This is a genomic window from Dinoroseobacter sp. S124A (genome assembly GCF_049801015.1).
Taxonomy (GTDB): Bacteria; Pseudomonadota; Alphaproteobacteria; order Rhodobacterales; family Rhodobacteraceae; genus Dinoroseobacter.
Window position 1 is genome coordinate 110,250 of the sequence record NZ_JBNAGD010000002.1, and the last position, 14,074, is coordinate 124,323.

30 protein-coding genes and 2 tRNA genes are annotated in these 14,074 nt (G+C 61.7%); 12 read left to right on the forward strand and 20 right to left on the reverse strand.

The window, feature by feature from the left end:
* Positions 1-26: 26 nt before the first annotated feature.
* A complete protein-coding gene (locus ACP15I_RS05220) occupies positions 27-473 on the forward strand; it encodes a MarR family winged helix-turn-helix transcriptional regulator (RefSeq protein WP_424974207.1) in 447 nt (148 codons plus the stop codon).
* Positions 474-543: 70 nt separating this feature from the next.
* On the opposite strand, the gene ACP15I_RS05225 is transcribed toward ACP15I_RS05220, so the two are convergent.
* Positions 544-1,305: a helix-turn-helix transcriptional regulator gene (locus tag ACP15I_RS05225; protein WP_424974208.1), complete on the reverse strand. Its 762-nt coding sequence runs from the start codon at positions 1,303-1,305 to the stop codon at positions 544-546.
* A 128-nt stretch (positions 1,306-1,433) separates the two neighbouring features.
* Between ACP15I_RS05225 and ACP15I_RS05230 the strand changes: the two genes are divergently transcribed.
* Positions 1,434-1,781, forward strand: a complete 348-nt coding sequence (locus ACP15I_RS05230) for a GFA family protein (RefSeq protein ID WP_424974209.1) — start codon at positions 1,434-1,436, stop codon at positions 1,779-1,781.
* A gap of 34 nt (positions 1,782-1,815) precedes the next feature.
* Here ACP15I_RS05230 and ACP15I_RS05235 read toward each other — a convergent pair whose 3' ends face one another.
* Positions 1,816-2,064, reverse strand: coding sequence for a DUF6552 family protein (locus ACP15I_RS05235; protein ID WP_424974615.1), 249 nt, complete (start codon positions 2,062-2,064; stop codon positions 1,816-1,818).
* Positions 2,057-2,761 carry an SDR family oxidoreductase gene (locus ACP15I_RS05240; protein WP_424974210.1) on the reverse strand — a complete coding sequence of 235 codons (705 nt, stop codon included), beginning with the start codon at positions 2,759-2,761 and terminating at the stop codon, positions 2,057-2,059. The genes ACP15I_RS05235 and ACP15I_RS05240 overlap by 8 nt, the downstream gene beginning before the upstream one ends.
* Positions 2,762-2,858: 97 nt before the next feature.
* Between ACP15I_RS05240 and ACP15I_RS05245 the strand changes: the two genes are divergently transcribed.
* Entirely contained in the window at positions 2,859-3,728 is an 870-nt protein-coding gene (locus ACP15I_RS05245; RefSeq protein ID WP_424974211.1) for a LysR substrate-binding domain-containing protein, read from the forward strand.
* Between the two features lie 92 nt (positions 3,729-3,820).
* Here ACP15I_RS05245 and ACP15I_RS05250 read toward each other — a convergent pair.
* The 17 genes from ACP15I_RS05250 to ACP15I_RS05330 all read right to left on the reverse strand — a co-directional run bounded on the left by ACP15I_RS05250 (position 3,821) and on the right by ACP15I_RS05330 (position 10,881).
* Positions 3,821-3,894: transfer RNA gene (locus ACP15I_RS05250), tRNA-Cys, on the reverse strand.
* 82 nt (positions 3,895-3,976) lie between these two features.
* Positions 3,977-4,198 (reverse strand): hypothetical protein, encoded by a 222-nt coding sequence (locus ACP15I_RS05255; protein WP_424974212.1) that lies wholly within the window; start codon positions 4,196-4,198, stop codon positions 3,977-3,979.
* Positions 4,198-5,211, reverse strand: a complete 1,014-nt coding sequence (locus tag ACP15I_RS05260) for a tyrosine-type recombinase/integrase (protein ID WP_424974213.1) — start codon at positions 5,209-5,211, stop codon at positions 4,198-4,200. The genes ACP15I_RS05255 and ACP15I_RS05260 overlap by 1 nt, the downstream gene beginning before the upstream one ends.
* The gene (locus ACP15I_RS05265; protein WP_424974214.1) at positions 5,208-5,372 is read right to left on the reverse strand and encodes a hypothetical protein; all 165 of its coding nucleotides are present in this window, start codon (positions 5,370-5,372) and stop codon (positions 5,208-5,210) included. The genes ACP15I_RS05260 and ACP15I_RS05265 overlap by 4 nt, the downstream gene beginning before the upstream one ends.
* Positions 5,373-5,527: 155 nt before the next feature.
* A complete protein-coding gene (locus ACP15I_RS05270) occupies positions 5,528-5,713 on the reverse strand; it encodes a hypothetical protein (RefSeq protein WP_424974216.1) in 186 nt (61 codons plus the stop codon).
* A 210-nt stretch (positions 5,714-5,923) separates the two neighbouring features.
* The gene (locus tag ACP15I_RS05275; protein ID WP_424974217.1) at positions 5,924-6,475 is read right to left on the reverse strand and encodes a hypothetical protein; all 552 of its coding nucleotides are present in this window, start codon (positions 6,473-6,475) and stop codon (positions 5,924-5,926) included.
* Positions 6,472-6,645: a hypothetical protein gene (locus ACP15I_RS05280; RefSeq protein ID WP_424974218.1), complete on the reverse strand. Its 174-nt coding sequence runs from the start codon at positions 6,643-6,645 to the stop codon at positions 6,472-6,474. The genes ACP15I_RS05275 and ACP15I_RS05280 overlap by 4 nt, the downstream gene beginning before the upstream one ends.
* On the reverse strand, positions 6,642-6,830 hold the full coding sequence (locus ACP15I_RS05285) for a hypothetical protein (RefSeq protein WP_424974219.1): 189 nt from the start codon (positions 6,828-6,830) through the stop codon (positions 6,642-6,644). Before ACP15I_RS05285 ends, ACP15I_RS05280 begins: the two co-directional genes overlap by 4 nt.
* Positions 6,827-7,063, reverse strand: coding sequence for a hypothetical protein (locus ACP15I_RS05290; RefSeq protein ID WP_424974220.1), 237 nt, complete (start codon positions 7,061-7,063; stop codon positions 6,827-6,829). Before ACP15I_RS05290 ends, ACP15I_RS05285 begins: the two co-directional genes overlap by 4 nt.
* Positions 7,060-7,452, reverse strand: coding sequence for a hypothetical protein (locus ACP15I_RS05295; RefSeq protein WP_424974221.1), 393 nt, complete (start codon positions 7,450-7,452; stop codon positions 7,060-7,062). Before ACP15I_RS05295 ends, ACP15I_RS05290 begins: the two co-directional genes overlap by 4 nt.
* A 181-nt stretch (positions 7,453-7,633) precedes the next feature.
* Positions 7,634-7,933, reverse strand: coding sequence for a DUF6197 family protein (locus ACP15I_RS05300; RefSeq protein WP_424974222.1), 300 nt, complete (start codon positions 7,931-7,933; stop codon positions 7,634-7,636).
* On the reverse strand, positions 7,930-8,298 hold the full coding sequence (locus ACP15I_RS05305; protein WP_424974223.1) for a Ref family recombination enhancement nuclease: 369 nt from the start codon (positions 8,296-8,298) through the stop codon (positions 7,930-7,932). Before ACP15I_RS05305 ends, ACP15I_RS05300 begins: the two co-directional genes overlap by 4 nt.
* Positions 8,295-8,750, reverse strand: a complete 456-nt coding sequence (locus ACP15I_RS05310) for a hypothetical protein (protein ID WP_424974224.1) — start codon at positions 8,748-8,750, stop codon at positions 8,295-8,297. Before ACP15I_RS05310 ends, ACP15I_RS05305 begins: the two co-directional genes overlap by 4 nt.
* Positions 8,747-9,565 (reverse strand): ERF family protein, encoded by an 819-nt coding sequence (locus tag ACP15I_RS05315; protein WP_424974225.1) that lies wholly within the window; start codon positions 9,563-9,565, stop codon positions 8,747-8,749. The genes ACP15I_RS05310 and ACP15I_RS05315 overlap by 4 nt, the downstream gene beginning before the upstream one ends.
* Before the next feature lie 80 nt (positions 9,566-9,645).
* A complete protein-coding gene (locus tag ACP15I_RS05320) occupies positions 9,646-9,849 on the reverse strand; it encodes a hypothetical protein (RefSeq protein ID WP_424974226.1) in 204 nt (67 codons plus the stop codon).
* Positions 9,850-9,858: 9 nt separating this feature from the next.
* Positions 9,859-10,212: a hypothetical protein gene (locus ACP15I_RS05325; RefSeq protein ID WP_424974227.1), complete on the reverse strand. Its 354-nt coding sequence runs from the start codon at positions 10,210-10,212 to the stop codon at positions 9,859-9,861.
* Between the two features lie 273 nt (positions 10,213-10,485).
* Positions 10,486-10,881, reverse strand: a complete 396-nt coding sequence (locus tag ACP15I_RS05330; protein ID WP_424974228.1) for a helix-turn-helix domain-containing protein — start codon at positions 10,879-10,881, stop codon at positions 10,486-10,488.
* 27 nt (positions 10,882-10,908) lie between these two features.
* Here ACP15I_RS05330 and ACP15I_RS05335 point away from each other — a divergent pair, with 27 nt between their 5' ends.
* From ACP15I_RS05335 to ACP15I_RS05375, 9 genes are all read left to right on the forward strand, one after another.
* On the forward strand, positions 10,909-11,118 hold the full coding sequence (locus tag ACP15I_RS05335) for a hypothetical protein (RefSeq protein ID WP_424974229.1): 210 nt from the start codon (positions 10,909-10,911) through the stop codon (positions 11,116-11,118).
* An 83-nt stretch (positions 11,119-11,201) separates the two neighbouring features.
* Positions 11,202-11,468, forward strand: a complete 267-nt coding sequence (locus tag ACP15I_RS05340) for a hypothetical protein (RefSeq protein WP_424974230.1) — start codon at positions 11,202-11,204, stop codon at positions 11,466-11,468.
* 148 nt (positions 11,469-11,616) lie between these two features.
* Positions 11,617-11,919 carry a hypothetical protein gene (locus tag ACP15I_RS05345; RefSeq protein ID WP_424974232.1) on the forward strand — a complete coding sequence of 101 codons (303 nt, stop codon included), beginning with the start codon at positions 11,617-11,619 and terminating at the stop codon, positions 11,917-11,919.
* Positions 11,919-12,182, forward strand: coding sequence for a helix-turn-helix domain-containing protein (locus ACP15I_RS05350; protein WP_424974233.1), 264 nt, complete (start codon positions 11,919-11,921; stop codon positions 12,180-12,182). Before ACP15I_RS05345 ends, ACP15I_RS05350 begins: the two co-directional genes overlap by 1 nt.
* The gene (locus tag ACP15I_RS05355) at positions 12,179-12,430 is read left to right on the forward strand and encodes a hypothetical protein (RefSeq protein ID WP_424974234.1); all 252 of its coding nucleotides are present in this window, start codon (positions 12,179-12,181) and stop codon (positions 12,428-12,430) included. Before ACP15I_RS05350 ends, ACP15I_RS05355 begins: the two co-directional genes overlap by 4 nt.
* A 438-nt stretch (positions 12,431-12,868) precedes the next feature.
* A tRNA-Arg gene (locus ACP15I_RS05360) sits at positions 12,869-12,945 on the forward strand.
* Positions 12,946-13,222: 277 nt separating this feature from the next.
* Positions 13,223-13,384, forward strand: a complete 162-nt coding sequence (locus ACP15I_RS05365) for a hypothetical protein (protein WP_424974235.1) — start codon at positions 13,223-13,225, stop codon at positions 13,382-13,384.
* Positions 13,381-13,581, forward strand: a complete 201-nt coding sequence (locus ACP15I_RS05370) for a hypothetical protein (protein ID WP_424974236.1) — start codon at positions 13,381-13,383, stop codon at positions 13,579-13,581. The genes ACP15I_RS05365 and ACP15I_RS05370 overlap by 4 nt, the downstream gene beginning before the upstream one ends.
* The gene (locus ACP15I_RS05375) at positions 13,578-13,961 is read left to right on the forward strand and encodes a hypothetical protein (RefSeq protein WP_424974237.1); all 384 of its coding nucleotides are present in this window, start codon (positions 13,578-13,580) and stop codon (positions 13,959-13,961) included. The genes ACP15I_RS05370 and ACP15I_RS05375 overlap by 4 nt, the downstream gene beginning before the upstream one ends.
* The last annotated feature ends 113 nt before the right edge of the window (positions 13,962-14,074 follow it).

A 14,074-nucleotide genomic window follows, 5' to 3' on the forward strand; every position in this document is an offset into this window, starting at 1 on the left:
AAGCGAATCGCAATAGGTGACGGCCCATGACTGAGATCCCAACCATCAACGCCCTGCGCCTGTTGCAAGCGGCGGACGCGGTGCGGGCCGGGCTCGCCGGAGAGTTCTCCGCCGTGCATGGCTTATCCGTAAATGAATTCTTCATGCTGCTGCATCTGGAGCGGGCCGCCCGACATCGGTTGCCCCGGGTGGAGCTTGCCAAGCGCATGCATGTGAGTGCCTCGACCATCACCCGCATGGTTGCGCCGCTGGAAAAGATCGGGCTGCTCGGGCGCGACGCGGATGAGCGTGACGCAAGGCTGGTCTTTGTCGTGCTGACCGAGACCGGCCAAGCGCGGCTGGCCGAGGCGCAGACGACCTTTGCCAAGCGGGCGGGCTACCTGTTTCAGGACCGCTGGAGCCCGGCGGAGCTCGACCGGTTTGCTGGGCTCCTTCAACGCCTGTTGTCCGGGGTGCCCGAGCCTCTGGCCTGAGGGGGCGCGCAGCCACCGCTCGACTGGCGTTGCGGTGTGCAGTCCTCTGACGTGCCGTTTCTGCCCGAAATCAGCGCGGGGCAGGACTGACCGCCTGCCGGGCCCTGCACAGCAACGAAAGGCCAGGGGGCTCTTGCGCGTGATCCGACGCGGGCGCGGCGAAGCACGCGCGCTCCGTCGCCATGGCCTCGCGCCAGTCCGCGCGGAGCAGGTCCATACGCCAGGGGATCCTCTCGGGCAGGATCTCGGCCGCGGTGATCCGTTCCGTCCGGAAGTAACGAAACCCCTCCCGCAACTCGCACCAGGCCGCGAGGATCCGACCTTCCTCGCGATAGCCCAGAAGCAGCGGCCAGATCACGCGCTCGCTTTCGCGGTCGCACCCGTCCAGATAGCGCAGCCAGATCTTGCGGCGGTCTCGGATGGCCTGACGGATTGCACCGGCGTCGAAGATCTCGGCGCGCGGGGTAACGGGGGCGACGCTGACTAAAGGGTCGAGAAACGCAGCGCTCTGACCCTCGGGCGCGATGGTCTCGATCTTGGCGATGAGCCTGGCCGCCGCCAGGGCCAATGCCGGATCGCCCCGGGTCTGCACCCTTTGCGCGCCGAGAATGGCCGCCTCGATCTCTTCGGTGGTGAGCATGAGAGGCGGCATGTGGAACCCGGCCTCGAGCACGTAGCCGACGCCGGCCTCCCCCTGGATCGGTACGCCCTCCGCCATGAGCGCGGCCATGTCGCGATAGACGGTCCGCTTGGTCACCGCGAGTTCCGCGCCGATCGTCTCCGCCGAGATCGGCCCGCGCGCCCGTCTCAGGATCTCGATCAGTTCAAACAATCGGTCGGCGCGTCGCAATAACCTCTCCCCTTGGGCGTGGCCTAGGGGGCGGCGGTCATGCTGACAAAAAGGTGTCAGTAGGGGGGTGATAGAGGACGGTATCGTCCATCAAAACCAGAGGGAAGAGCATGGAACTCAAGGGAAGCTGCCTGTGCGGCGCTGTCGCGTTTGTCATCACCGGTTCGCCGGGCGGGATGGGCCAATGCCATTGTTCGCGCTGCCGAAAACTGGGCAGTTCCACCATGATCTTCGTCTCACGGGCGCAGTTCCGTCTGACCCGGGGTGCAGAGGAGCTCGCGACCCTCGAGCCGCGAGCTCCCTACACCTATCGGCGGTCCTTTTGCCGGTGCTGCGGAACGGCGCTGGGCGAGCCGCTCTCGCGGGACGAGACCTTTCCGATCAATGCGCACTGCCTGGATGGGGATCCGGGAGTGCGGGTCTCCTTTCATGAGTATCTGGCCGAGCGCCCCCCATAGGAGCGCCCGGAAGAGGACAGCGCAGAGGCAGAGGCTAGCCGCTGACCATGCCCGCGATCATGGCGCCCAGGGCCACGAGATGGACCAGCATCAACGCCTTGTCGTTCCACAGGGCGCCGACGGCAAACCATCCGAAGACCCCAAGTAGAAACAGGTAGAGGTTCAGTGGTGTCCAGCCGAACCCCGTGGCCGTATAGCCGAGGATCTGGACAAGGGACGCGGCCCATTTGACCGCAAAGATGATCCGCTCCCGCGAGAGCGGGCGGGGCAGGGCGTCAGACAGCACGGGTCAGCCCTCCGTCCATGCGCAGGTTCTGGCCTGTCATGTATCCGCCCTCGGCCGAGGCGAGATAGGCGATCAGCGACGACACCTCATCGACGCGCCCATAGCGCCCCAGAGGGATGCGCGCCTTGCGGTCCTCGGTCTCGGGCAGGCTGTCGATGAAGCCCGGCAGGACATTGTTCATCCGGATGTTGTCGGCTGCGTATTTGTCGGAATAGAGCTTGGTGAATGCCGCCAGCCCGGCGCGGAACACTCCGGAGGTCGGAAAGAGCGGGTCGGGTTCAAAGGCCGCGAAGGTCGAGATGTTGATGATCGCGCCGCCCCCCTGGGCCTGCATCAGGGGTGTGACCAGCCGGTTGGGGCGGATCACGTTCATCAGGTAGACCTCCATGCCCTGATGCCAGTCGTCGTCACCGATCTCGAGCACCGGGCCCTTGGGGCCATGCCCGGCCGAGTTGACCAGCACATCGACCCGGCCCCAGCGTGCTTGTGCGCCCGTGACAAGCGCCGCGAGGGCCTCGGGGTCGAGGTTTGAGCCGGTCACGCCGAACCCGCCGAGCTCTGCCCCCAATGCCTCGCCCTTGCCGGAGGAGGACAGGATGCCGAGCTTGAACCCATCCGCAGCGAGCCGCCGGGCCGCGTCCGCGCCCATGCCACTGCCACCTGCCGTTACGAGTGCCACTTTTTCTACTGTCATTGATGCCTCCATCACTGTTGGGGGTAGATATAATTCAGCATCATAGGAGGTTCGATTGAGAATTGATGTTTCATGGCAATAGAAATACTATTGAGATATGGCTGATCTACCTCCCCTGAATGGGCTCCGTGCCTTCGAAGTCTCGGGGCGCCGTCTGAGTTTTCGCGCGGCTGCGGATGAGCTTGGCGTGACCCAGGGCGCGGTTGCGCAGCATGTCCGGCAACTGGAGGCCTATCTGGGACTGATGTTGTTTGACCGGCTGCCCAAGGGGTTGGCGCTGACATCGGTCGGGCGCAGTTATCACAGCCGGGTCTCGAGCGCCTTTCAGGAGTTGCGCGCGGCGACCGACCAGATCAAGCCCGAGCCCGGCAAAGTGCTGATCAGCGTGACCCCGACCTTTGCCTCGAAATGGCTGATCCCCAACCTGCCGGAATTTGCCGAGCGACATCCAGAGATTGATCTGCGCATCCTCGCGACCGAGAAGCTGTCCAGCTTTCACAGCGATGGTATCGACCTTGCGATCCGCCAGGGCGCGCCGCCGTTCGGAGCCGCCCTGAAGGCAAGCCGTCTGTTCAGGCAGGATGTGATTGCGGTTGTTGCGCCGTCCCTCCTGGGTCAGGTGAAAGGTCTGGCAATGGCCGATCAGCTGGCGCGCCTGCCGAAGATCCACGATACCCATGACCTCTGGCCCCGCATCCTCGGCGCGCTCGACGTCGAGGATCTCAGTACGAGAAAGCTGCGCCTGAGCCAGACCGCCTTGGCCGTAGACGCCGCGATCTCGGGGCAGGGCATCGCGCTGGTCAACCGCTTCCTCGCAAGTCGGGAGATCGCGGCGGGCAAACTGGCAGAGCTTGGCCCCCTCCCGCCCGTGGAAGGCCATGACTTCTACGTCCTGACCCAGCGCAGGTCCGGGCCAAACCCGGCCATTGATACCGTGTTGACCTGGCTCAAAAGTAAGTCGGATTAAGAAGGCTCGCGCAGTCCGCTGTTGTACCGCCTCAACCCAACAACCGACGCGGTCGCTTGAGCTTGGACAAAACAGAATGTCGTTAAGTGCAGTGGAGGCGAGTACCGGAATCGAACCGGTGTACACGGATTTGCAATCCGCTGCGTCACCACTCCGCCAACTCGCCGATAGTGGTTGTTTGCAGGGCTCTAACGGGTTCGCCAGAGGGGCGCAAGGGGAGTTGCCATACATCTTGCCATACATTCCGGTTATGTTCTGTTCTTTATGTCTGGCACAAGCACCGCCTCCGCGTCCCAAGTAGGCGCATAGCAAACGTTGCCTTGTGTAATATGGCGCAACGGTTCCCACTCCACAAAGTCTTCAGAAGTCACAACTTCCATGGCGGTTTCAATTGCGGAATCTTCATCTTCCGCCTGCACTTCCAGCCAAGCGTGGCCCGCGACTGGAAGTGTAACTCCGAAAGTTGGCATCATTCTCTCCTGTTCTGTGCATCCAGCGCCCGCACCTTCTGGCGAACGCTTTTCGTATAGTGCCGCACCATCTCGGCAGATTGCCCTGTCACGCTGGCGACCAGCTCGTCAGAGCACCCCGCCAAAACAAGCTCTGCCGCTGCTGAATAGCGCAGGCTGTGCAGGTCGTAGTCGAGCGATCCAATGGCCTTGCGGGCATTGTGTAGACAGAACGAGGCTTGTCGATATGACAGCGGTCCTCGCTCGTAACAAACTATGACCGTGTGACGCTTCTCGGCGGCGTCTAACGCCGCTTGGGCGTGGCGGGTCAGGGGCACCCACAGGCGCTTGCCTGTCTTGTTCTGGCGGACGTTGATGCCGCCATTGTCCAGATCCCCCCACTGCATTTTAAGCACGTCACCGATACGCTGGCCGGTGCCTAGCAGTAGCTCGAAGATCAGCCGCTCACGTGTCTCAAGGCTGTATGCCTCCCGCATCTTGGCGATCAATTCGAGCGGCCACGGCTCGCGCTCCTGCTTATCGTACTTGTGCTGCTTGACCTTGGCGCAGGGGTTGAGCTGTTCGGTTCTGAGCAGCCCCATATCCCGGGCGTGCTCCATGATGATCGACAGCACCCGCAGGCGATAGTTCGCCGCGTGGGGCGTGCCCTTCTTTGCCCATGCCCCGTGCCATGCGATGACGTGGTGTTTCTGCACTGAGGCAGGCGCTAGATGCCCGAGCTTTGTTTCGATGTAGGGCAGGTGTTTCTCATAGTCGGCTTGTGTGCGCTTCCCCAAGTCCGGGAGGCGGGTCCGGCGGTAGTGATCGACAACCGCCGCCAGATCCTTGCCGGGCCGAACTTGGCGCGGGGCGTCGAGAATGCGGGCAATCTCCAGATGCAACTCAATCGGCACCGGCGCGCCTTCGGAGAATTGCGTTTCCAGCTTCCGCTGCCCCCAATTCCGTTTCTGGAAATAGAGCATACCGTCCCGCTTGTGCCGCGTGACGTAGCGAGGGAGGTCCTTGCCCCTCATGGGTCTATCAGGTCAGCGGGGTTGATGGTCTTTTCCTCAGGCTCTCCCCACTCTACGCGCACCGTACCATCCGGCAACACCACGTAGGCGCGCAGCTTCCCTGCCTTCACGGCGGGCGCGATCAGCCTTTCAATGTCGGACGCTTTGGGTGTCGCGGGCACGGTCTATCCTTTCTTGCGCTTCGCACGCTGGCGGTATTCTTTGGCCTGAGGCCACAAGCCATAGCGGGTCTTTCCGACCCACAGGCCGGACCAGTGCCACCACCATGGCACGCAACGGCGGGCGGGGTTGTAGGGTGCGGGGCGGACGGGCATGATTAGATTTCGGCCTCGGTTGCGGTGATCTCGTAGATATTTGCCAAAGGGAAATGCTTGCGCTTACAAGGCGTTGCCTCAATCAGAACACTGAGGACGCGCTCTTCAATCACATAGTCGAAGCAATGGACCGTGAACGGATCGCAGTCGTGCGGTATGACCTCTATTTTCCACTTTCGCAGCTTCATCGCCTCATTCCTTCCGTGTGTGGGGTTAAGACGCCCATGGCCCCTTGATCGCCCTAATGACGTGCCGCAAGCGCATGGTCTCTTTGAACCAATAGTCTATTGCCTCGCCCTCGGGGGTGTCTTCGCTTGGCCCGTTGTATGAGCCGCCGCAATGTCGGCACGGCCCCATGTAATCCGTCGGGTCGTCGCAGAACCTGCATTTCATCGCCTCTATCCTTTCTCCTGTTGCGCGGCATCGAGGGCCTTACAGAAGCCTATCCAGGCGCTGTTGCCTGCATTGACGACGCGATACTCATCACCAGAAATTACATCCACCCGCATGCGGGCGCGCTCCAGCATGTCGGTTTTCAAGAGCTCGGATGCGGCTACCAGTGCCGATAGCTTCGCATTCTCCGCCTCCAGCTCCGCGGGGTTCGGCACGTCATAAGCATCGACAGCCACGTTCATCGCGGCTCGCGCCATTTTCTCCCATTTGGCGCAGTCAGCTCGCAGCCGTCTATTCTTCGCCTCCAGCTCCGCGATACAGGCCTTTAGTTGCTCTGGTGTGGTCTCCGGGGGCTCGGGGGACATCCAGTGGGTTGGCTGCAGATCCGGGGGCAGATCCCGCCCGCAGGCGTAGGCCGTGGTATGCCAGCGCCGACCCGTGCCCAGATCCACGAGGATCGCGCGCAGCGCAGCGTTGCCATTGTCCTCAAGGCCGGGCACCCAGATCTGAACGGACACATTGACCGGGGCGGTCTCTATCGGTTGCCAGTCACTCACGACGCCACCTCACTGCCTGCCGCGATGCATTGGAACTGCATGGGGAAGGATGCCGCGCCGAGCGCTTTGCCAGCCGCCTCGCATTCGAGCAAAGTGGCGAACGGAAAGAGCGACTGGGCGATCTGCCCGGTTGGAACCATCATGTGGATTACCAGCACGTAAACGATCATTCGCTCACCTCAACTCTGATTGCGTTGGCTTCGGTTGCTGCCTTTGGCAGGGCGTAGGTCGCGACGGCTGCGAACAGAAACCCGATAGCGAGAGGCACGCACCAGAGCCGCAGCCAGCCGAAGAAAGCCTCCCACCGCTCCCGGCGGATGCGCTCGGCGTTGTAGGGGGTCCAGACGCTTTTCATTGCTCTGCCTCTTGACCCATGTCCGCCAAATCGTTGAGCGCTTCCTCGCGCCAGCGCTGCAGCTTTGGGTGCCTCAGCAAAGCGTCTATTGCCCGTTCATAGGCGTCATAGCCTTCTGCGGTTTCCTCGGCGTCTCGGGCCTGCACGAGCATGGTCAAAGACTGCCGCTGCGGGCGTGCCGCATCCCGCTTTGCTCTCGCCAGCATGGTTTTTAGGTCCTGATTGCAGGTCATTGCTCGGCCTCCCAGATCAGGGCCTTGATGATCGCGGTCAACCACGCACGTGCTGCGTTGTCGTCAACCACGTCTGCAGTATGTCCAACACGCCAGCTATGCGGACGCGAAACCCAAGCTCTTTTAGCCTCAGACTCCTTAGTCACCCCGTCGCCGTATCGTTCATGAAAGCGCCAACCCCACCCCGGCAGCACCGCGTCATGCAGCGCCTTGGCCGCGTCGAGGGAGCCCCCCTTGGCCTTTAGAAAGTCGCGCTGCTTGTGCTGGCCAAACCCTACGAAAACATCGTGGCCGGACCACCGGTCAGAGTCCTCTACGACAGCGGCCTGCAACTTCTTGAGCGCCGCCAGCGCCTCGGCGTCCATGGTCTTGTCTGTTGTGGTGGTCATAGGCGGGCCTCAGGGATCAGGCCGCTTTCACAATTTGCACAAATGCCCCTCTCGATAAGGATCGGAGAGGGCGACGGCATGCCATCGCTCTTTTGAATGAGGCGACTGCGCGACCAAGGCATGAACCTTGCGCACTTGGCACACCGGGCCGTTTTGTCGTTCGAACTGTAGGTGTCCATGCTCATTGGCGGGCCTCCTCAGCGGCTATGGCCCGGTCATAGAGGGCGAGAATGTCGGCGTGAGTGGTGGAGGGGGCGTCGTTGTAGAACGTGACGCTGCCCCTAGGTTCAGGAAGCACGGCCTGAAGCGCCTCATATGCCGAACCTTTGCCGCAGGCGAACAAACCAACAGCCCCGAGCGCGCAGCAGGGCGCTTGACCTTTCGGCCCGTCCCAATCGGACTCACAGAAATCGCCCCTGTACCACCTCGCCGGATCGGACAGGTGCGCGCGGGCGGCTCTCAGAACTTCAAGCGTGGTCATGTGAACTGTCCTGTCTCAATCATGCGGTGTGCCCATGCGGTGCCGTCTGCTTCGGTGCCGTAGGCTGCAACGAACCCCTTGGGGTCGATGTGAATGGCGATCTTGTTCGGGTCTCCGCCTCTGTGGTGATGGGTGCACAAAGGCAGGGCTTTGACGTCCGGGGCTCTGTCCTGAGACAGCCGACCTATGATCGGGTGATGGGCCTCGGTTGGTGTGGTCTGTGTCATGCCGTATTCGTAGCAAGCCCAGCAGGGCAGGCGGCGCACGCGGGCCACGTGGGGCTTATCAACAAGCCCCTGACGCTCCCGGCGTGGCTTCTTCTTCCGCTTGATGGGCTTGGGCACGGGGCGCAGAGGGCGGTTCATGCCGCGCCCTCATACTTGCGGGCCTCGGGGTCGATCAGGCTAAACCCTGCCTCGCGATAGTCGCGCTGCATCGCCTCCATGTATTCGCTGAGCTGCCCGACCTTCATTCGGCGGGTGAACGGTATGTCGAGGACCCGGATTGCCTTGAGCTTGGCCGGGTAGCTGAGATCCGCGAAGATGTAGCCAAACGCCTTCCCCCAATCGGGATCGTCGCGCATCATGATCGGCAGGCCGTAGGTGAGGTTGCATTGCGCTTTCACCTCAGGCTCGGTAAGCCCCGGGCTTTGCACCGCGATCTGAGAAAACCACTTGTGAATGGTGCGGTTCTGGCGGGCTGTTCTGTCCTTCTCTGGCGGGCGAAGGTCGAACAAATAACCCTCGGGAGAATGCTCTACCGCCCGCATGGCCAGCAGGCGCGTTTGAGGGGAAAGGGCAAAGCTGGTTGCGGTCATTCGCCCAGCTCCCCGCACCGACGCTCGTAGGCGTCCATGACGGCCTGCCACAGGTCTTGTTGCGTTTCCTCCAACTTGGAAATCAGGTGCTCCCGGCGATCCCATTCGTTGTGGATCTGCCGCACACCTTTCATCCGGCCCCATTGGGCGACGATTGCGTCCGCGATGGCCTTGGCCTTCTCGCGCGGTGTGGCTTCATCGGGAAGCTCGGACACAATTGTCTGTTCCCAATTCAGAGACTTCTGGCGCTTGTGTTCTTCGATCTGTCCGGTGCTGCGGCCATCGTCCTCGGTGTCCTCGCCAAGAGACAGGCCCAAGATAGCTTGCGCGGCGTAGCGCTGACCGTAGGTCTGGGACGATCCCACAGACTGCACCCGGTTGCGCCCTGCGCCGGTGTCGAGAGGTAGGGTAATGCTGTTGCGCCGGACGTGCCCGCCTTCGTGAGAAAGCTCAGCGGTCACTGTCACGGCCTCTGGGCCGGTCTCGGTCGAGAACGACAGGGCCAGACCGTGGCGGGTCAGGACGGGGCGCACCGAGGAGGTGATGTCCTTGAGTGTCGAGTAGGTGGTGTTATTGTGCGTGTTGCGGCCCGACTGCGGAACATTCGGGAAGTCAGCCGACGCTTGCGAGAAGGCGCGGTCAAACTGCTTTTTGGCCTCTTGTGCGTCGTGCGTAGCCTTGAGGTCCAGCAATTGCTGCAGCTTCTCAATGCTCGCGGTCCCATCCACCGCCACTTGATGGATCATCGCAAACATCGGGTCGGCGGGCACCATCGGCTCAGTTGCCGGGGCGAGCTCTTTGCTCTGTGCGTTCATGTCTGTGTCTCCGGCTCCCGCTCTGCGCGCCTAGAGCGGGGGTGTTGGGGCTGGGGAGGATGCGCGCGCCCGGGGGGTGGTTAGGTGAGCTGCAAGCCCATCGCTTCCGCGATCTGGGGAAGGTCGGCAGGGTCGAAGGTCCAGCGGCCAACGGCGTTGCGCTCAACCGGAATGCGGGCGTTCAACGCGGCGTTGTAAAGGCGGCGGTAAGAGATGCCTTCATAGCCCGCTTCGATTAGCGCGCGGGGGAGAAGGGTCAGGGGGTGGCGTTCTGTTTCTTTCATCGTTCTCTCCTATTCAGCAGCCACGGCGGATGCGTGGTATTCGTTGCGCGTAATGTCGGTGAGGCGGGCCACGTTGAGACCAAGCTCGCTCAGGTTCGCGTTGTCGTAGAACACGCCACCGACCAAGCAGCCGATCAGATCAATCTCGCAGTCAGGGGCGCGGTCAAAGCAGGCGAAGCATTCTTCGCCCCACTCGTTTTCCGGGTCCATCACCTCGGCCCAAGCGTCCGACCAATCGCTGCAATAGTCGAAACCGCGCGATCTGCCGTAGGGGTACACGATCACCGCGCCGCCTTCGCTGGGGGCGATCTTGACCGTCACCGGCTCACCGTGGCGGAGGTCTGTCATGTGGCGCTGGTTCATCGTGTTCACCTCTGTTGCTTGAGGTGAGTATGGTGTAAAAGATTACACTAGTCAACAACGAAGTAGTAAAATATTATACCGCATAGGCGAGGCCCCGCCGCTGTTGACCTCAGCCTCAGCCGCGATAAATTCGACAACTTTGAGACGAAACCGTGGGGACAGCTTTAGCGGAGGCGCAGGTGGCCAATACGACAAGAAGCGATTTATTGTTGCTTATGTGTAGCTTGGAGCAACAGGACACGACGAAGCTTGACGCAGCAGTGCGGCAATTTGTTACTCGTTCGTGGATTTTGCTCGAAGAAACTCAAGATAGTCCTGCGCCGCTGCTTTCTCACTCGGAGAAAGCTTCTCAAAGATAGCGACAACCGCGAGTATATCCTCGTGCCTGTCGGACCTTCCTAGGGCGATAACGGCGTCATACGAAAGGCCCACAGCCTCGGCCAGGGCCTCAAGTGTCGATATCTTCGGGGAATGTCCAGCGCCTTGAAAAAGCTTGTGAAGCGTGGATTTTGAGATGTTCGCGTCGGACGCCACGCCTGCAATCGTAAGCTCTGGGCGGGAGTCGATATAGCGCCGCAGTCCGGTTAAAAAAATGGTCGTCTGGTCCAACATGCGCGCATTTTGGCTTTGCGCCGCGAATGGGCAAGTATCAAGTTTTACATTGCGCATGGTCTAAAGTTTTACTACCTTGGGGCCATGAGCACCCCATACGATACATTCATTGGCGAGGTTGAGAGCTACAGCGCGCTCGTAAACCTCAAGCCGTCCACCGTGACGCAGAGGGCGGTTAGCCAGTCGCAGTTGATCGAACGCCTCAAGGGCGGCGGTGACACTTCCCTGACGACTATGAAGCGGGTTCGCGACTACATGGCCGCGACACCCCCAAGCCAAAAGGACGCGAGCTGATGCCCGCGCCCTCCTGTGCTCCTCGTACTGCTTCAACTGGTGAACCTTTTGCACAGGTCAACAGTAGGAGCGTCGTACCGCAAATGTCATTGTCAAGAGTTCTAGAGACTTCCAGCGCCATCACCGCTGATACTCCGCGCGGCTTCAAAGCCATGTTCAAGGCCCGCTGGGCCGCATACCTCCACGAAAACTATGGCAGCGCAGAGCGTGTCGCGGTCGCTTTCGACGTCCGCTATCAGACCGCTGTCAACTGGATGGACGAAGTAAACCGCCCGTCCGGTGACATCGTGGCGCTGGAAAGCACGCGCAATCCCGAAGGGTTCTTCAAGCACATGGTGGCCGCAGAATGACCTGCATCTACCGGGGGGCTAAAGCAGTCGTATCAGCGCTCATCGTAGCGCTGATCGGGTCGAGCGTCGGGCTTGAGTGGTGCGCCGCTCGCCTGACCGTCCTGCAAAAGTTTTTGGCCAACAGAATTAAGCGCCGGGGGGTCTTGAAATGACCGCGACCCCTCCCACCCGCATCGAGCTTTCCGGCCTCAACGTGGCGTCCTGCCTCGGCGTGACCGTCAAGGGGCGCGGCATGGCTAGCCCCATAGGCCCCCTTTGCCGCAAGCTGATCGATGAGCGTCTGTGCAAGCCCTTCGCAGATGTCGAGATTTGGCGCGGCGGCACCAAGTGCTTCATGCGCGCGCCGCTGATCCATTGGGCATCGCTTCATTGCTCTGAGGGTGCGGACACCAGCGCAACCGTGTCGGTCTACAAGCCCCGCCCTGAGTTCGCAGCAAGCGAGGTGCAGTGATGCTGGATTTCAGTGATCTGCAGCTTACCCGCCACGAAGCGATGGTCCTCGCCATCTTGGTTGTGAACCGGAGCCGCACAATCGGCGCGGATGAGATCCTTAAGCGCATCGGCAGTCAGGGCAAGCGCAAGACATGCTCCGTACACATCTGCCGCATCCGCAAGGCCCTTAAGGGCGCAGGCTGCCCCCTGAAGATCGAGACGGTTTACGGCGTGGGCTATCGCCTCCGGTGGTTTGATCGCCAAGAGGGGGCTTCGGCATGACCACCATCGCCATGGACCCCCTCGGCACGTTCCTCGCTGTAGCCCCTGACGTCTACCTCGGCGGCAAGTTCGTCTCGGACGTCATTGCCCCAGCGGCCATGTTCGACCCGGCGGTCCTGCTGTTTGCCGTGCCGCTTGTCCTGGCGATCGACTTCGGCGGTTCGAGCGAGGCTGCGGTCGTATCCCTCCCGGCTACCTTTGCCTTGCTGCTGGGGGCGCTGGCTGCGCTGCGGTGGCGTCGTGGGTGAACGTGTTACCATTGAGGCCCGAGACTTCCTTATTTGGCGGCTGGCAGACAGCCTTGGCTGGGACTGTACGGCGAAAGAGTTAGCCCGCGAGCTACAGATCTCTGAGGGCACTGTAGGCAGAACGCTGCGGCGGCGCGGATGGACTAAAAAAATGCGTTCGCGTTTGGAGAGCGAAGGGTCTCAAGCCGCTGGTCGCAAAGGGGGAAGCGTTTCCAACGGAAACTATGGCTCCGACACCATTGATGTGTTCGACGCGATGAGGCTGAACCAATGACCACCACTCACAAGAACCCCGCTACGGCGGGTAGGGCGACGGCTATCGGCGCGGAAAGGGCGGGTGTTATCCTTTCTACCGCCTCAGTACCGCTGAAAGCCGGTGTAACCTCGACCGGGGGAGCCGTTGCAGCGGCTGAGGGTGCCCGCAACCCCCGGACCCCACCGCACGTAGCTCAACTGGATAGAGCAGGGGGCTTCTATCCCCACGGCTGGGGGTTCGAGTCCTCTCGTGCGGGCCAATACACCGCAGGAACCGCCCCACGGGCCTCCGGTGCATCCCCTCGCGCAACGGCGCGGGGGGCAACTGATCCCGCAGGAGGCTTCCTCCTCCCTGCCTCGCGGCCAACTCCCCCGGCGCTGGGTCAGTCTCGCGCCGGGGGCTTTTGAGGGCAGTATGAAACCGACACCCGCAGACCTCCTGCCGATCTATCGCCGCGCCCTCGCCAAATACGAGCAGGCCGGGGACAGCACCCGCGCAGCCATTCAGAGACGCCTCATAGCGAGACTGGAGCAAGCATGACCGATACCGAACAACGCATTGCACAAATGCGCCGATCATTGGCCCTGCAAGCCGCACGCAAGGCGGTGAAGGCCAGAGACACCCAACGCCAGCGCCGGGCCGATCTGCGGCTGCGTCAGGCCACCACAGAGGCCCTGCGGGCGGAGGTGGGGAAGTGAGGGGCGCGCTCTACACAAAAGCCGAGAACCTTCCCATCGGGTCGCAGGAATGGCGCGATTTGGTGAATGGGCAGCTCTTGGACGGCTACGGGGTCGAGGACATCTCCTTGTGGTTGGACACGCCAGCGCGCGCCGTCCGCGCCCATGTGGCCGATCTGCGCGCCAAGGGCACGCTTGCGAAGTGGTGGCGCAAATGACCGCGCCCGACCTGACCTTCTCCTGCGGGTGGCCGGACAAGGCGCTGTCAAGCAACGCCCGAGGCAGCTTTCGCAAGGCTCAGCCAGCGAAGAAAGCAGCCAAGATCGAGGCTTACTTTGCCGCTTGTGATGCCCTCGGCACTGATGATGAGGGCGTGAAGCGGCGCGACGGGTATCGCGTTAAGGTTACGTTTTACCCGCCAGATAACCGGAAGCGGGACAAGTTCAACATGCCCTCTCTGATCAAATCTCACGTCGATGGAATGGCCCAGGCCCTCCAGCGAGATGACTACCATTTCGACCCGGAATTCGCGTTCGGCGAGGTGGTTAAGCACGGGCTGGTAACGTTCGAGGTGTGGGTAAAAGGGGTGTCGAAATGAGTGAAAAGCCCTTGGAAAACAAGGCGATTTCCCCTAAAATGAAGCGAGCCGAAAAGACGTTGGCGCGTCGATCCGGCTCTAACCATAGCGACCCTAAACAGGAGGGACGGACA

Excerpts from the sequence above, each read along its gene's own strand:
- ACP15I_RS05220 (WP_424974207.1), top strand. The coding sequence starts at position 27 with ATGACTGAGATCCCAACCATCAACGCCCTGCGCCTGTTGCAAGCGGCG.
- ACP15I_RS05230 (WP_424974209.1), top strand. The coding sequence starts at position 1,434 with ATGGAACTCAAGGGAAGCTGCCTGTGCGGCGCTGTCGCGTTTGTCATC.
- ACP15I_RS05240 (WP_424974210.1), bottom strand. The coding sequence starts at position 2,761 with ATGACAGTAGAAAAAGTGGCACTCGTAACGGCAGGTGGCAGTGGCATG.
- ACP15I_RS05245 (WP_424974211.1), top strand. The coding sequence starts at position 2,859 with ATGGCTGATCTACCTCCCCTGAATGGGCTCCGTGCCTTCGAAGTCTCG.
- ACP15I_RS05255 (WP_424974212.1), bottom strand. The coding sequence starts at position 4,198 with ATGCCAACTTTCGGAGTTACACTTCCAGTCGCGGGCCACGCTTGGCTG.
- ACP15I_RS05260 (WP_424974213.1), bottom strand. The coding sequence starts at position 5,211 with ATGAGGGGCAAGGACCTCCCTCGCTACGTCACGCGGCACAAGCGGGAC.
- ACP15I_RS05270 (WP_424974216.1), bottom strand. The coding sequence starts at position 5,713 with ATGAAGCTGCGAAAGTGGAAAATAGAGGTCATACCGCACGACTGCGAT.
- ACP15I_RS05280 (WP_424974218.1), bottom strand. The coding sequence starts at position 6,645 with ATGATCGTTTACGTGCTGGTAATCCACATGATGGTTCCAACCGGGCAG.
- ACP15I_RS05285 (WP_424974219.1), bottom strand. The coding sequence starts at position 6,830 with ATGAAAAGCGTCTGGACCCCCTACAACGCCGAGCGCATCCGCCGGGAG.
- ACP15I_RS05290 (WP_424974220.1), bottom strand. The coding sequence starts at position 7,063 with ATGACCTGCAATCAGGACCTAAAAACCATGCTGGCGAGAGCAAAGCGG.
- ACP15I_RS05295 (WP_424974221.1), bottom strand. The coding sequence starts at position 7,452 with ATGACCACCACAACAGACAAGACCATGGACGCCGAGGCGCTGGCGGCG.
- ACP15I_RS05300 (WP_424974222.1), bottom strand. The coding sequence starts at position 7,933 with ATGACCACGCTTGAAGTTCTGAGAGCCGCCCGCGCGCACCTGTCCGAT.
- ACP15I_RS05305 (WP_424974223.1), bottom strand. The coding sequence starts at position 8,298 with ATGAACCGCCCTCTGCGCCCCGTGCCCAAGCCCATCAAGCGGAAGAAG.
- ACP15I_RS05310 (WP_424974224.1), bottom strand. The coding sequence starts at position 8,750 with ATGACCGCAACCAGCTTTGCCCTTTCCCCTCAAACGCGCCTGCTGGCC.
- ACP15I_RS05315 (WP_424974225.1), bottom strand. The coding sequence starts at position 9,565 with ATGAACGCACAGAGCAAAGAGCTCGCCCCGGCAACTGAGCCGATGGTG.
- ACP15I_RS05320 (WP_424974226.1), bottom strand. The coding sequence starts at position 9,849 with ATGAAAGAAACAGAACGCCACCCCCTGACCCTTCTCCCCCGCGCGCTA.
- ACP15I_RS05325 (WP_424974227.1), bottom strand. The coding sequence starts at position 10,212 with ATGAACCAGCGCCACATGACAGACCTCCGCCACGGTGAGCCGGTGACG.
- ACP15I_RS05330 (WP_424974228.1), bottom strand. The coding sequence starts at position 10,881 with ATGCGCAATGTAAAACTTGATACTTGCCCATTCGCGGCGCAAAGCCAA.
- ACP15I_RS05335 (WP_424974229.1), top strand. The coding sequence starts at position 10,909 with ATGAGCACCCCATACGATACATTCATTGGCGAGGTTGAGAGCTACAGC.
- ACP15I_RS05340 (WP_424974230.1), top strand. The coding sequence starts at position 11,202 with ATGTCATTGTCAAGAGTTCTAGAGACTTCCAGCGCCATCACCGCTGAT.
- ACP15I_RS05345 (WP_424974232.1), top strand. The coding sequence starts at position 11,617 with ATGACCGCGACCCCTCCCACCCGCATCGAGCTTTCCGGCCTCAACGTG.
- ACP15I_RS05350 (WP_424974233.1), top strand. The coding sequence starts at position 11,919 with ATGCTGGATTTCAGTGATCTGCAGCTTACCCGCCACGAAGCGATGGTC.
- ACP15I_RS05355 (WP_424974234.1), top strand. The coding sequence starts at position 12,179 with ATGACCACCATCGCCATGGACCCCCTCGGCACGTTCCTCGCTGTAGCC.
- ACP15I_RS05365 (WP_424974235.1), top strand. The coding sequence starts at position 13,223 with ATGACCGATACCGAACAACGCATTGCACAAATGCGCCGATCATTGGCC.
- ACP15I_RS05375 (WP_424974237.1), top strand. The coding sequence starts at position 13,578 with ATGACCGCGCCCGACCTGACCTTCTCCTGCGGGTGGCCGGACAAGGCG.